At 60.0% G+C, this 12,759-nt stretch carries 13 protein-coding genes; 9 read left to right on the forward strand and 4 right to left on the reverse strand.

Annotated features, from left to right (window positions below):
* Positions 1-11: 11 nt before the first annotated feature.
* From H9Q16_RS00270 to H9Q16_RS00280, 3 genes are all read right to left on the reverse strand, one after another.
* On the reverse strand, positions 12-524 hold the full coding sequence (locus H9Q16_RS00270; protein WP_191073393.1) for a TRAP transporter small permease: 513 nt from the start codon (positions 522-524) through the stop codon (positions 12-14).
* Between the two features lie 116 nt (positions 525-640).
* The gene (locus H9Q16_RS00275; protein WP_191073394.1) at positions 641-1,792 is read right to left on the reverse strand and encodes a TRAP transporter substrate-binding protein; all 1,152 of its coding nucleotides are present in this window, start codon (positions 1,790-1,792) and stop codon (positions 641-643) included.
* A 23-nt stretch (positions 1,793-1,815) separates the two neighbouring features.
* Entirely contained in the window at positions 1,816-2,004 is a 189-nt protein-coding gene (locus tag H9Q16_RS00280; protein WP_191073395.1) for a hypothetical protein, read from the reverse strand.
* Between the two features lie 141 nt (positions 2,005-2,145).
* Here H9Q16_RS00280 and H9Q16_RS00285 point away from each other — a divergent pair, with 141 nt between their 5' ends.
* Both H9Q16_RS00285 and H9Q16_RS00290 read left to right on the forward strand, forming a co-directional pair.
* Complete coding sequence (locus H9Q16_RS00285; protein WP_191073396.1) at positions 2,146-3,171, forward strand: LacI family DNA-binding transcriptional regulator; 1,026 nt, start codon at positions 2,146-2,148, stop codon at positions 3,169-3,171.
* 373 nt (positions 3,172-3,544) lie between these two features.
* Complete coding sequence (locus H9Q16_RS00290; RefSeq protein ID WP_191073397.1) at positions 3,545-4,030, forward strand: GNAT family N-acetyltransferase; 486 nt, start codon at positions 3,545-3,547, stop codon at positions 4,028-4,030.
* A 689-nt stretch (positions 4,031-4,719) separates the two neighbouring features.
* On the opposite strand, the gene H9Q16_RS00295 is transcribed toward H9Q16_RS00290, so the two are convergent.
* Positions 4,720-5,535 carry a GntR family transcriptional regulator gene (locus H9Q16_RS00295; protein ID WP_191073398.1) on the reverse strand — a complete coding sequence of 272 codons (816 nt, stop codon included), beginning with the start codon at positions 5,533-5,535 and terminating at the stop codon, positions 4,720-4,722.
* Positions 5,536-5,621: 86 nt separating this feature from the next.
* Between H9Q16_RS00295 and H9Q16_RS00300 the strand changes: the two genes are divergently transcribed.
* The 7 genes from H9Q16_RS00300 to H9Q16_RS00330 are packed head-to-tail and all read left to right on the forward strand — an operon-like array spanning position 5,622 to position 12,684.
* Entirely contained in the window at positions 5,622-6,800 is a 1,179-nt protein-coding gene (locus H9Q16_RS00300; RefSeq protein WP_343067716.1) for an FAD-dependent oxidoreductase, read from the forward strand.
* Complete coding sequence (locus tag H9Q16_RS00305) at positions 6,797-7,519, forward strand: SDR family NAD(P)-dependent oxidoreductase (protein WP_191073399.1); 723 nt, start codon at positions 6,797-6,799, stop codon at positions 7,517-7,519. Before H9Q16_RS00300 ends, H9Q16_RS00305 begins: the two co-directional genes overlap by 4 nt.
* Positions 7,516-9,027, forward strand: a complete 1,512-nt coding sequence (locus H9Q16_RS00310; RefSeq protein WP_191073400.1) for an aldehyde dehydrogenase — start codon at positions 7,516-7,518, stop codon at positions 9,025-9,027. Before H9Q16_RS00305 ends, H9Q16_RS00310 begins: the two co-directional genes overlap by 4 nt.
* 18 nt (positions 9,028-9,045) lie before the next feature.
* Positions 9,046-10,041, forward strand: a complete 996-nt coding sequence (locus H9Q16_RS00315; RefSeq protein ID WP_191073401.1) for a TRAP transporter substrate-binding protein — start codon at positions 9,046-9,048, stop codon at positions 10,039-10,041.
* A 53-nt stretch (positions 10,042-10,094) separates the two neighbouring features.
* Entirely contained in the window at positions 10,095-10,601 is a 507-nt protein-coding gene (locus tag H9Q16_RS00320) for a TRAP transporter small permease subunit (RefSeq protein ID WP_191073402.1), read from the forward strand.
* A complete protein-coding gene (locus H9Q16_RS00325) occupies positions 10,601-11,914 on the forward strand; it encodes a TRAP transporter large permease (protein ID WP_191073403.1) in 1,314 nt (437 codons plus the stop codon). The genes H9Q16_RS00320 and H9Q16_RS00325 overlap by 1 nt, the downstream gene beginning before the upstream one ends.
* Entirely contained in the window at positions 11,914-12,684 is a 771-nt protein-coding gene (locus H9Q16_RS00330) for a maleate cis-trans isomerase family protein (RefSeq protein WP_191073404.1), read from the forward strand. The genes H9Q16_RS00325 and H9Q16_RS00330 overlap by 1 nt, the downstream gene beginning before the upstream one ends.
* The last annotated feature ends 75 nt before the right edge of the window (positions 12,685-12,759 follow it).

Consider the following 12,759-nt stretch of genomic DNA (forward strand, 5'->3'; position numbering starts at 1 on the left):
ACTCGCGCTCCCTAGTCGAACAGAGTGTCACCCTCGTAGACGGGCTTGCCCGTCCGGAGGGAAGTGAAATCACGGCGCATTGATTGCAGCAGGCGCCATATCATGAGACCGAACCCGGTTGGCACGGCCATCAGGAACCACACCTTGGAGATGCGCAGACCATCGGTGACAGAGCCGAACTTGGCCGAGACATGCACGGATTCGTATGACCAATAGAGCGCGATCACAGCAACGAGCATCATCACGACGTCGCCGAAGATGTAGAGCAGCGCCTTGGGCCGTGGTGGCAGGTAATGCATGATCACGTCGATGCGGATATGCGCGCGTTCCTTGACGGCGGCAGCAGCACCGATCCAGGCAAGGTAGATGAACGCATAGCGCACGATCTCTTCACCCCAGATAGAGGAGTAGGCGAATATCTCGCGGCGCAGCACTTCGACGGCCATCGTGATGACCAGCATCACGTAAAAGGTCAAAAGCAGCCAGCGCTCGGCGTTTTGGTCAAGTTTGCGTAGCAATGTCATGACGGGGCCCGTTTGGCTTGCACAACTAAAGAGGGCGCTTGCCGCGCGCGGTCCTTGGTCGTGTTCAAAAGAGAATGTCGGGCGCCCCCGGAAAGGGAACGCCCCAAAAGTTATATTTAGGCGTCGTGGACGTAGTACTTGCCCTGGGTGCCCGCGGCCTCTTCCATCTGGGCGAAGGCATCCATGGAGCCCGCAAGTTCGACCTTGAACTCGTCCCATTCGGAGCGCTGGAAGCCGCCTGCGTCTTTCCACTCTGCCAGCTGATCGTCGCTGAGGCTGTGGAATTCGACGCCTGCCTTGGTCAACTCTGCCATAGCGTAGGCACGTGCGGACGGTACTTTGGCCAGGTTCTGGTGCGCCGTCATTTCGGAGCCCCACATGATGCCTTCCTGAACGTCGGCGGGCATGGAGTTGAACCATTCGAGGTTGCACGAGTAGACTTGGCTGTCCGGGACGGCCTGCGTGAAGGTCACATGGGACAGGATGTCCTTGAAACCGAACACATAAAGCGCGCCGACGGAGGGGTCGAGCGCATCGGCCACACCCTGCTGGATCGCCGAAGGTGTTTCACCCCAGGCGACCGGCGTCGGGTTGGCACCGACCAGGCGGTAGTATTGTTGCAGCATCGCCGAACCCGGCACGCGGAACTTGACTCCGCTCAGATCGCCGGGCGTGATAACAGCACCTGCGCCGCCCTTGCGGACCGCGACAACGCGCGGGTCGATGTTGACGTAGAACAGAGGTTTGAAACCATTTTCCTCGATCTTGGGCGTCACGTTGCTGTTCCAGAAGTCGGAATTCACAAGGTTGGTGAACCGCTGGTTTGAACCACACAGATACGGCATGTTGATCAGGTCAACGGTGGAGGCAAAGGGGGCGAAGTTGGACAGCGAATGCTGAGCCGCCTGAATTGTGCCGCCTTGTACAGCCTGCACCAGCGCGCCGCCGGCACCAAGCTGACCACCGGGGGCCAGTTTTACGTAGACTTTACCGTTGGTGGCGTTCTGGATGTTTTCCTTGAGGTCCAGCTGCATGATCGGATAGCTGCGCGATGCACCCAGCACATAAGCTGTGGCAAGCGTCATCGTGTGCTCTGCTGCTTTTTCGCGCTCGCGCTCTTCGTTTGCGGATTGAGCTGCGGCTTCCGTGGACCACAGCGTGCCAGCAGCACCGGCCACGACCGCGGCTGTAAAGCCAGCTGTCGATGCGATCTTCAGGAAATTCCGGCGTTCTGCCGACGCAATTTCATTGCGGTCTTTATTATCCATGTGGTGTTCCTCCCGTTAGGACTTTAGTTGCTGTCGTCGTTTTTCGAGCGATCAGCTTCTTTCTTCAGAATGGCGACGACGAACAACACCGACGCTAAAAACAGAACCAACATTTCTCCGACATCCCCAAGGAATGCGCTGTTTGCGAACGCCCCCAAAGCGACGTTGAGAAAGAAAACCGCAAAAACAATGAATGAGCTGATGAGGAACATGGAGCCTCCACGGTGACTGGTTCACTTACCTGTGTAAGCGCTTACAGTTGATTCGTGCAAGCCCTTACATTTTTTCAATGCGATTTTTTGAAATGGCCGTATGATGCAAGGCAACCAAACAAACACGGGTTTGCCACATTCATGTCCGACACGACCCATATTCCAACGCTGGACGATGTTGCGCGCGTGGCAGGGGTGTCGACCGCAACGGTTTCACGGTGTCTGAACGAACAGCAAAAGGTCTCTGCCAAGACCCTTGAGCGGGTCATGAAGACCATCAACGATCTTGGATACACGCCAAACTTCAACGCACGCGCTATGGCGGCCAAGCGGACGCATACGATCGGTGCGATCATTCCGACGATGGAAAACGCGATCTTTGCGCGGGGCCTGCAGGCGTTTCAGGAAACCCTTCATGCGTCGGGGTATAACCTGTTGGTCTCAAGCAGTGCATATCAACCCGACCTGGAGGCTGAACAGATCCGCGCGCTGGTTGCACGCGGCGCGGATGGGCTGCTGCTGATCGGGTACGAGCGCGGTCAGGACATCTATGATTACCTCCAGCGCCGTGGCGTTCCGACGGTGCTTGCATGGACCTCTCATCCTGATGGGGGCCATGCGTCGGTGGGGTTCGATAACTGCGCAGCGATGCGCATGCTCGCGGACCGCGTGCTTGCGATGGGGCACAGAAGAATTGCCGTCATTTCGGGGATCGTGGAGGGGAATGACCGTGCAGAGGGCCGTTTGCGGGGGATTAGGGAAAGCCTCGTGGCACACGGTCAGGATCCGGACGCGCTGCCTGTCATCCAAACGGCCTATGAGATTGAAAACGGGGCAGCCGCCTTTGAAACGCTGATGGCGCAGGACCCCAGACCGACGGTGGTGATGTGCGGCAACGATGTTCTTGCGGCAGGCGCGATCAGTCGCGCGAAACACCTTGGTCTGGCTGTCCCTGAGGACGTGTCGATCACCGGTTTTGACGACATTGAATTGGCCAGCATCCTGCATCCCACCCTCACGACGGTGCATGTTCCGCATCGGGACATGGGCTGTATTGCTGCGCAAGAATTGATCGACATGGTCGAAAAGCGCAGCATGGGGGCCACGCGCAAACTCGAAGTCTCGCTTGCGATGCGCGAGTCACTGAGGCCGGTCGTCGAGCCCTAGGATCAGATCGCCAATGGGAGGGCAGGGGGAGTGAGCGCTGAGCGCGGTCTTGTCGCTCTGTATGGTTCACCCGCGCAAAAGTTGATCCCGTCTCGCGCAATGTTTGGTCCGGATTGTCGTGAATTGGCTTTCCCGGATGACTGTCGACAGACATGATGCGTGTTGATGCCAAATCGCCGCGGATGTCCGACCGGAATTCAAGCCGCGCCTGCGCCTCCCCCTTTGAAGTGGGCCGCCTACAATCTGCTTGGGATAGCGCGGGTAACACATGCTGTGTTGCCCGGGCGGTCCGCAGTGAGCGCTCAGTATCCAATTCTGCGACGAGTACGAACGGCGGCTTTGCAACTCGATCCATCCCGGATAACTTAGGTAGATGATTGAGTTTCGCAACGCTAAACCTCCCGACGCAACGCGCTGCTTTGAAATAGAGATTGATGCCTACCAAGGCGACGAGGCAGCAACGCTCGAAAAGATTTCCAAAAGGATTGAGGTCTATCCTGATGGCTTCCTAATTCTATTGATGGAAGGCGAGATAGTTGGCTTTATAAATTGCGGATGTGCTCATGAGGTCGAAATGTCTGACGAAGAGTTCAAAGAGCTCGTCGGCCATGACCCCGACGCCCCAAATGTTGTAATACTGTCTGTTGTTGTCGATCCCGCGCATCAGGGCAAGGGCCTATCCCGGGCATTGATGACCGAGTTCGTGGGACGCATGAAAAGGTTGGGTAAATCCACAATCCATCTCATGTGCAAAGAGCATCACGTCCCACTCTACGAGAGATTTGGATACAGCTACTTACAGCCATCCGCTTCCAACCACGGTGGAATGACTTGGCAGGAAATGTCCATGAAACTTTGAACTGCCCGATTAGGGTCAGGACCCATTAATCTTGCACCTCTGGTTTGACAGATTTTTCTCGTGACAAGAAGCATCTGCGCAGGAACTCTCGTTGAATTTCAAGCAGATACGCCGCAGCTCACGGGGAAAATCTGTCAAATCCGAAGGACGACAAAACCGCTTCATTTCAACGGCTTGAGCCATTTGCAATTAACCCGTTAGTCGCTGCATGTCTCAAACCGCTGAACTTTCGCGGTTTTGTCGCCAGCGGCGCAAGATTAATGGGTCCTGACCCTAGCTTAGCCGTGCAGACAGCCACCCGGCAATTAGATAGCCGCAGGCGATGGCCCGGCGCAGGTCGGGATGGTTTGCACGGGCATCAGAACGTTGATTTGTGCATCACGCGCTTGCCAGGGCGGAATTGCCTACGCAATTGTCACTGGGCGCAACGACAGTCGCTCCCCGACCGAGCGTGAAGTTCAGTCGATTGACGTAAAAACTACACCAAGGGCGGCAAGTGGAAGTCCGCGGCGGAGTGGCAGTATACCCGTCCGCATCCCCATAGCTGACGCTCAGCCCCATCAACGTGTGCGTTACTTTCTGAGCTTTGGGGGCTGACCGCCCTCCGCCTTTTGGCACTAAACCGGCTTACTCCATTGGGGATACAAGCAGTTTATGCCTGTTTCCGCCCTGCCTTAGGCGGTCGGGCCTTAAAGGCTGCGCAGGTGATCCGGTGCCTCGGATTCCCAGGTGCGGCCGGTCTCGGCGGTGACACGGCGCATGGTAATCTCGAACCGATAAAGTTCAGGTCGATATAGGACGCGGATCATTTCGACTGGGCGGTTGTCCGCGTCACGCACAAGCCTGTTCACCTCGATCAGGGGAGACCCCGCAGGGACAGTGAGCGCGTGGGCGACTTCGGCATCGGCGACTGTCGCACTGATTGTTTGCGTGGCAGATGCCACCTGAACGCCTGCTTCTTCAAGCAACAGCAGGAGGGGCGTCCGCGACAGATCCTGTCCCTCAATTTGTGTGGCGATTTGTTTAGGTACAATGGTGACTAGGTATGACATCGGCGCATCGGCCAATGCCCGCACCCGCACCGCGCGTTGCACGACTGCGCCCTCTTCAAGCTCCAGCATTTCCGCAACCTCAGCCGTCGCAGGAATGTTGCGTGTCTCCAGGACCTTTACCGTCGTGACGCGCCCCATGTGTCCGACGTTCTCCAACAAACCGTCAAGCGACGCTTTCATCGCAGCAGGTGAGGCTTCGAACGGAAGCACGCGCGTGCCTTTGCCGCGCTCTCTGACAACACGACCCATCGCCGCCAATTCATTCAGCGCCCGCCGTGCCGTGATCCGAGAGACACCGAATTCAGCGCAGACGGCCGCCTCGCCGGGGACCACATCTCCGGGGCGCAGGGTGCCTGCGTTCAGTCGGTTGGTCAGGATGACAACGATCTGCCGGTAAAGCGGCATGCCGCTGGTGGTATCAAGCGGCATCGGCGTGGTTTGGGGCATCGACATCGGTTACATCGCCAGCTTGGGACAAAGTCTATTGCTATAATGATATACTATAATAACATTATGGGACACCGAAAGGGGATCGCAGGGTGAATGTGACGCGGGAGCCGCTATTGATTGTCGGCGCAGGGCCGGTTGGGCTGGCCCTTGCGTGGCGGCTTTCGCAGGCGGGCTTTTCGGTTCAAGTCTTTGAAGCGGAAGACACAATTCCCGATCAGTTGCGGGCGTCGACGTTTCATCCGCCAACGCTTGATTACTTCGACGAAGGCGGGATCACCGCCGAACTGATCGCTGCCGGCCGGATCACGCCGACTTGGCAGATTCGCATGCATACGACCGGAGAGCGTGCCGAGTTTGACCTGGCCGTACTGAGCGAGGACACGGGTCATCCCTATCGCTTGCAATGTCCACAGGCGATGCTGAGCCGTGCGTTGGCGGCGCGTTTGCCACAGGGGACAGTCCATTTCGGCGCTGCGGTCACGGCAGTGGCGCAAGATGATGCCGGTGTGTCTGTCACGGTAGACGGAGAGACCATTCGCGGCAGTCTGTTGATCGGCTGCGATGGCGCGCGCAGTCTGGTGCGCAAGGCGATTGGGGCAGAGTTCGAAGGGGCCACCTATCCCGAGAACACGATCCTTGTGACCACTCAGTTTCCATTCGAAGAGCATCTGAGTGGGCTTTCCGGGGTGAATTACATCTGGAAACCCGGAGGGACCTATTCGTTATTGCGCCTGCCTGATCTTTGGCGGATCTCGCTGCATCCGACAGAAGGGCAGACACCAGAAGACGCCTTGGAAGATACGTCTATCCGCGATCAGACAAGGGAGGTTCTGCCGCAGGCCGGTGACATCAACATCGTTGAAAAGCGCATCTACCGCATTCATCGGCGGGTCGCGACGCGGTATCGCAAGGATCGCATGTTCATCGCAGGGGATGCGGCGCATCTTAACAGTCCGAAAGGTGGGATGGGCATGAACGGGGGCATTCATGATGCCTGGTGTCTGGCCGACCTGCTGATTGAGGTGGCAAATGGGGGTGATCCTGCACGGCTTGAGCGCTATGAGGCGCAGCGCAGGCCGATTGCGCGGGATGACATCGTGGCGCAAGCAGACAAGAACCGCGCGCGCATGAACACCACGGACGAGGCCGAGCGTCACGCTTATCTGAAAAGCCTGCAGGAGATCGCAGCGGACCCCGTCAAGGCGCGGGAGTTCCTGTTGCGCTCTTCGATGATCGAAGGACTGCGGCGGGCGGAGGCTTTGGCATGAGTGGCACTTTGGCCATCCTTGGCGGGTGCGGCGGCATCGGGCGCGTTCTGGTGGCTGAGGCCGCTGGCGCAGGCTACGACGTGCAGGTGATTGACCTGCCGCAGTCAATCGAGGCGCATCCGCCCGATGTGCCTGCGCTGGCCGCAGATGCGACGTCGGTCGCGGACCTTGAGCGCGCCGCACGTGCGTTGCCGGATGGTCTGGTGGGTCTGGTCAATTTGTCGGGCTTTATGGCTGATAACCGGCCGGTAATAGAGACAGATTCGGATACGTGGAACGACGTGTTGACGGGCAACCTGACGGCAAGCTACAACGCGGCGCGCATTTTCCGTGCCAAGTTGGGCAAGGGGGCGTCAATGGTCATGACAGGATCGGGCCTGGGCCATTTTGCGCGTCCTGGCTATGGGCCCTATGCCATTGCAAAGGCGGGGATCGCGGCGCTGACGCGACAGTTGGCGCTGGAATGGGCACCCGATGTCCGTGTGAACGCGGTGGCGCCTTCGGCTGTGGATACGGCCTTTCTGCGTGGTGGCACCGGGCGGTCGGATGAGAACGGCGACGTGCGGTTGGATCTTGAGGCTTATGCCCAGGCCATCCCCCTTGGCCGGATCGCGGAACCGAGGGACGTGACCGGCCCCATCCTTTTCCTTTTGTCGGCGGCGTCCCGGTACATGACCGGGCAGGTTCTGCACGTGAACGGAGGCACGTACATGCCATGACCGAGATACCCCGTTTTGAACTGCCCATTGTCCCGCCTGAACGGGTTACCGGCTGGGCCGGTGACAGCGCCACGCCGGGCGGTGGGCCAGAATTGCCGGTGTTCTATCCGGCGACGGGGCAGCAGGTATCGGTGCTGGTCGAGGATAACGCGGCGGCGGTGGATGTGGCCGTGCAGGCGGCGCGCCGGGCGTTTGACGACGGACCATGGCCCCATCTTTCCACGCCCGAGCGGATCGCGGTGCTGGAACGCTGCGGTCAGGTGATCCGGGAGAATGCGGATGAACTTGCGCGGCTGGAATGTGCGGCCACGGGCCTGCTGCTACGCGAATTGAAAGAGCGGCACATGGCGCGTGCCACCCATAATTTCCGTTTCTTTGCCGACTACATTAGTCAGCGCCGCGGCGAACGCTATGACCAGATGCCGGGATATCTGACCACGGTCGTACGCGAACCTGTGGGCGTTGCGGCCCTGATCGCGCCGTGGAACGCGCCTGTTGCGCTGGCGACAATGAAGCTGTCTGCGGCACTGGCGTTCGGGAACGCATGCGTTCTCAAACCGTCGGAGCAGACGCCGCTGGCGCTGGCCCGGCTGGTTGGATTGTTACAGGAGGTTCTGCCCGAGGGCGTGCTGAACCTCGTGAACGGGCGCGGGCCGGTGACGGGGGCGGCACTGGTCGCGCATCCGGGGGTCGATCTGGTCAGCTTTACCGGGGGGACGGAAACCGGGCGCGCGATCATGTCGGCTGCAGGCCAGCGGCTGGTGCCATGCACGATGGAACTGGGTGGCAAATCGGCGAACGTGATTTTCGCCAGCGCCGATCCTGAACGCGCGCTTGATGGCGCGCTCTTGGGGATCTTTTCTAACAATGGGCAGCAGTGCCTTGCCGGATCTCGCATTCTGGTCGAAAGGCCGATTTTCGACGATTTCGTGGATCGCTTCGTCGATCGCGCGCAACGCATTCGCGTGGGCGATCCGATGCTGGCGGAAACGGAGCTTGGGCCGCTGGCCTCGCATCCACACATGCAGCGTGTTCTGGCGTTTGTCGAGACCGCGCGTGCCGATGGCGGATCGCTTTTGACCGGTGGCGTTCGGCGGGAGGATTTGGGCAAAGGCTATTTCGTGGCGCCGACTGCAGTCAGCGTGCCGGGCAACGACGCGCGCACGGCGCAAGATGAAATTTTCGGGCCTTTTGCGACCTTCCTGCCTTTCGACTCCGCAGAAGAGGCCGCCGCAATTGCCAATGACACGCAGTTCGGGCTGGTCTCTTATGTCTGGTCCGATCACCTGCCCACGGTCATGACAATGACCGAGCGCCTGCGCTCAGGCGTCGTTTGGGTCAACACGCCGATGGTGCGCGAACTGCGCGCGCCCTTTGGCGGATACAAGAACTCGGGAGTGGGCCGCGAAGGCGGCGCGGCCTGCGAAGCATTCTATACCGAGGAAAAAACCGTCACCCTGCCCAAAGTCCCTCCGCCGCTGCGGCGGCTTGGGGACACCGGCGGATAACCCGACAAGGAGTATGAAATGAAACACTTCAAGACCCTATTGGCCGCGACAGCGGTTGCCCTCGCGGGGCTGCCGGCAAGTGCGCAGGACCTTGTGAAGATCGGCACCTTTGTGCCTGAGAAATCGGTGGGCGTGGCCCGCGTGATCAAACCCTGGATGGAGGCCGTCAGCGGTGAGACCGACAGCGTCACGCTGCAGGGTTTCTGGGGCGGTACGCTGGGCAAATCGCCGTTCAAGCAGTTCGAACTGGTGCAAAACGGCGTGATGGATGTCAGCTGGGTCTTGCCCAGTTACACCGCCGGACAGTTCCCCGAGATGGGTGTGTTTGAGTTGCCGTTCCTGTTTCGCACTGCCGATGAGGCCAGTATTGTTGGCTGGAAACTGCACGAACAGGGACTGCTGACCGGATTTGATGGTGTGCATGTTCTCGGTTTTTTCGCCGCCGAGCCAAACGCGCTGTTCATGAAAACCAAGGTTGATGATCTTTCCGGGCTACAGAACATGAAAATCCGGGCGGTGGGCGGCATCCATGCCTCCTGGCTCGAAAGCCTTGGCGCTGCCTCAGAGACGCTCAGCTCTGCCGAGATGAACGAAGCCCTGAACCGCGGCACGCTTGATGGTGCTGTGCAGGGCTGGACGGGCATGCGGACCTTCAAATCCCTTCCGCTGGTTGATCAGGCGCATGCTGTTCCTGCGGGTGCGATCCCGTTCCTGCTGCTGATGAACAAGGGCAAGTGGGATGCCCTCCCGGCTGAGGCGCAGGAAAAGATGATGGCGCATGGCGGCATGGCGATGGCCGAGATGGGCGGCGGTGCCTATACCGCCGTGGGCGAGGAGATCCGCGCCGGTGTGGTTGATGAGGGCCGGATTGAGATCATCGACTATTCGGATGAGCAATTGGCGCAGTGGGCCGAAGCCGCACAAGGCGTGCATCAGGCCTGGATCGAAGCGACGCCAAATGGGCAGGCCGTTTATGACGCGGCTGTCGCGGCGCTGGCTGAGCTGCGCGGCTGAACGTGACGGAACCCACGGCCACGGCCCGGCGGCTTGACCGCATAACTCAAGCAGTGGCTCTGATCGGCTTTGCCGGGTTGGTGGTCGTGGCGTTCCTCATCTTTTATGACGGCGGGGCGCGCTATCTTAACGCGCCCCGTATACACGGGCTCAAGGACTACGGAGAGGTGGTCTATCCGCTGGTCATCGCCAGTTGCTTTCCGGCAGTCCTGCTGCGCCAGACCAACGTGACCGTGCGCGTCTTTGGCAAGGTTGGGGGCGGTCGGCTGAACGCATGGCTTGAGACGTTCGCCGCCCTTGTGGTGCTGGCTTTCTTTGCCATCCTCGCCTGGCAGTTCGTCAATCTGACCGGCAAATACGCCGACGCGGGCCGAACAACCCGCACCATCGGTATTGCCTTGGCACCGTGGTGGTGGATCACGACGGCGATCATGGCCATCTGCGTACCGGTTCAGTTCTATGTCTTTGTCAGCTGGCTTCGCGCCGCGCTGTCGAACAGCCCTGCTGATCACGAAGGGCTGTCACAGGCCGAAATCGACACATTGGGCGGGGCAAGCTGATGGTCGCCGATCCTCTGACGACTGGACTCCTGGGTCTGGCGGCGATGTTTGTGCTTATTGTCCTGCAGGTCCCTGTCGGCATTGCGATGGGCGTTGTTGGTGTGGCGGGCACGGGGTTGATTATCGGGTTTGAGCCGGCTTTGACGCTGTTGGCGACCGAGCCCTCCTCGGCCATGTCCGCCGAAGGACTTGCGGTGATTGCGCTTTTCCTGCTGATGGGCAATCTGGCGCATGCAGGCGGATTGTCGGATGAACTTTACCGGCTTGCCAATGCCTTTCTGGGCCATCGCAAGGGCGGTCTGATCTTTGCCACCATTGGGGCCTGCGCGGGCTTTGGTGCCATCTGCGGATCATCAGTGGCGACGGCGGCGACCATGGCGCGGATCGCTCTGCCGCAGATGATCGAACGCGGCTATGCGACATCGCTGGCGGCGGGGGCCATCGCGTCGGGCGGCACGCTGGGCATGATCATCCCGCCTTCGGTCGTGATGATCCTATATGCGATCCTGACCGAAAACTCGATCATCACCCTGTTTCTGGCAGCCGTTGTGCCGGGGCTGCTGGCGGTTGTCTTTTACTTTGTCGCCATCGCAATCGTCGTTCGGATTTTTCCCGAAACCGCCCCCCAGGGAGAGCGGACAAGCTGGCCGGAGCGTCGCCGCGAGGTCCGTGCGAGTTGGGCTGTCGTGTTGCTGGCGGTGTCCGTGTCGGGCGGTATCTACACGGGCATTTTCACCGTCACCGAGGCCGCTGCGGTAGGTGCGTCGATGGCCCTCATCATCTCGCTGGTACGCCGCCGCCTGACCGGGCGGAGCTTTCTTGCAAGCCTTGGCGACACGGCCTCAAATACCGGGCTGATCTTTGTCATCATCATTGGCGCATCGGTGTTTTCCTATTTCGCCACGCTCTCCGGTCTGCCGGCCGCCATCGTGGCCTGGATCGAAGCGCTGGGCCTGCCGCCGCTGGCGGTCATCGCCTTGCTGATGGTGTTCTTTATAATCCTCGGATCGATCTTCGACACAATTGCCGCGATGGTGCTGACGCTGCCCTTTGTCTATCCGCTGGTGATCGGGCTTGGCTATGATCCGATCTGGTGGGGTGTCGTCAATATCGTGGTGATCGAACTGGGCATGATCACGCCCCCCATCGGGATCAACGTCTTCGTGCTGCATGGCATGGCGCGCGATCTGCCGCTGCGGACGATCTTTCGCGGGGTCACGCCCTTTCTTCTGGCCGACCTGGTGCGGCTCATCGTATTGATCCTCTTTCCGGCGCTCAGCCTCTGGCTACCGGGCGTGCTTGGGTGGCTGTGATGGCGGTGGAATATGGACCGAACGGGCTTTGGGGGGTGCTGACGCCGCAGGCCAACACCACCGTCGAGCCAGAGCTTTGGGCATTGCTGCCCCCGGGGCAGTCGCTGATCAACGCGCGGCTGGTTTCAGAGCAAGATACCATCGAGGAGCGATTGGTCGACTACACCACGCGGTTTGGCGAGACAGCCGCGCGGTTTGCGAATGCCCCGGTCAGTTGCATCGCGGCGGCCTGCACCGGAGCATCCTATCTGATTGGTGCCAGACGCGAGGCTGAGATCGTGGAGGAGATGCAGGCGCGTTTTGGCGTCCCCTTTCTGACCGCAGCATTGGCAACAGTCGCGGCGTTGCGCGCGCTGGGCGCAGCGCGGATCGCACTGCTGACCCCTTATCCCGAGACGCTAAACAAAGCCTGCACACCCTATTGGGAGAGCTTTGGGTTTGAGGTCGTGGCCAAGGCCGGTCCCGCGCTGGAGGACACCGCCTTTCACCCGATCTATGCGATGGCGGGGTCAGGTGTTCTGGCCTCCTACCGCGAGTTATCAGCCACAAGCGCAGATGCGGTCTTGATGCTGGGCACGGGGATGGCGACGCTTGAGCCGATCCTGACCGGGTTGGAAGAGGGCCTGAAGCCGGCGGTGTCGTGCAATCTAGCACTGGCCTGGGCGGCATCGCAGGCGGTGCCCTGGGATGCTTTGAATGAGACGACATTCGAAGACTGGCGACAGGCGACACATTGGAAGCGGCGGTACAACGCGCTGTTTGGCAGCTAGGGTCAGGGCCCATTGATTTCCGCTTGGCTGCTTGATTCACGGCTCGAAAACCGAGCGGTGACCATGTCTGATCTT

It is taken from the genome of Sulfitobacter aestuariivivens (assembly GCF_014763045.1).
GTDB lineage: Bacteria > Pseudomonadota > Alphaproteobacteria > Rhodobacterales > Rhodobacteraceae > Sulfitobacter > Sulfitobacter aestuariivivens.

Coding starts and splice junctions, on each gene's coding strand:
- H9Q16_RS00270 (WP_191073393.1), bottom strand. CDS start 524: ATGACATTGCTACGCAAACTTGACCAAAACGCCGAGCGCTGGCTGCTT.
- H9Q16_RS00275 (WP_191073394.1), bottom strand. CDS start 1,792: ATGGATAATAAAGACCGCAATGAAATTGCGTCGGCAGAACGCCGGAAT.
- H9Q16_RS00280 (WP_191073395.1), bottom strand. CDS start 2,004: ATGTTCCTCATCAGCTCATTCATTGTTTTTGCGGTTTTCTTTCTCAAC.
- H9Q16_RS00285 (WP_191073396.1), top strand. CDS start 2,146: ATGTCCGACACGACCCATATTCCAACGCTGGACGATGTTGCGCGCGTG.
- H9Q16_RS00290 (WP_191073397.1), top strand. CDS start 3,545: ATGATTGAGTTTCGCAACGCTAAACCTCCCGACGCAACGCGCTGCTTT.
- H9Q16_RS00295 (WP_191073398.1), bottom strand. CDS start 5,535: ATGTCGATGCCCCAAACCACGCCGATGCCGCTTGATACCACCAGCGGC.
- H9Q16_RS00305 (WP_191073399.1), top strand. CDS start 6,797: ATGAGTGGCACTTTGGCCATCCTTGGCGGGTGCGGCGGCATCGGGCGC.
- H9Q16_RS00310 (WP_191073400.1), top strand. CDS start 7,516: ATGACCGAGATACCCCGTTTTGAACTGCCCATTGTCCCGCCTGAACGG.
- H9Q16_RS00315 (WP_191073401.1), top strand. CDS start 9,046: ATGAAACACTTCAAGACCCTATTGGCCGCGACAGCGGTTGCCCTCGCG.
- H9Q16_RS00325 (WP_191073403.1), top strand. CDS start 10,601: ATGGTCGCCGATCCTCTGACGACTGGACTCCTGGGTCTGGCGGCGATG.
- H9Q16_RS00330 (WP_191073404.1), top strand. CDS start 11,914: ATGGCGGTGGAATATGGACCGAACGGGCTTTGGGGGGTGCTGACGCCG.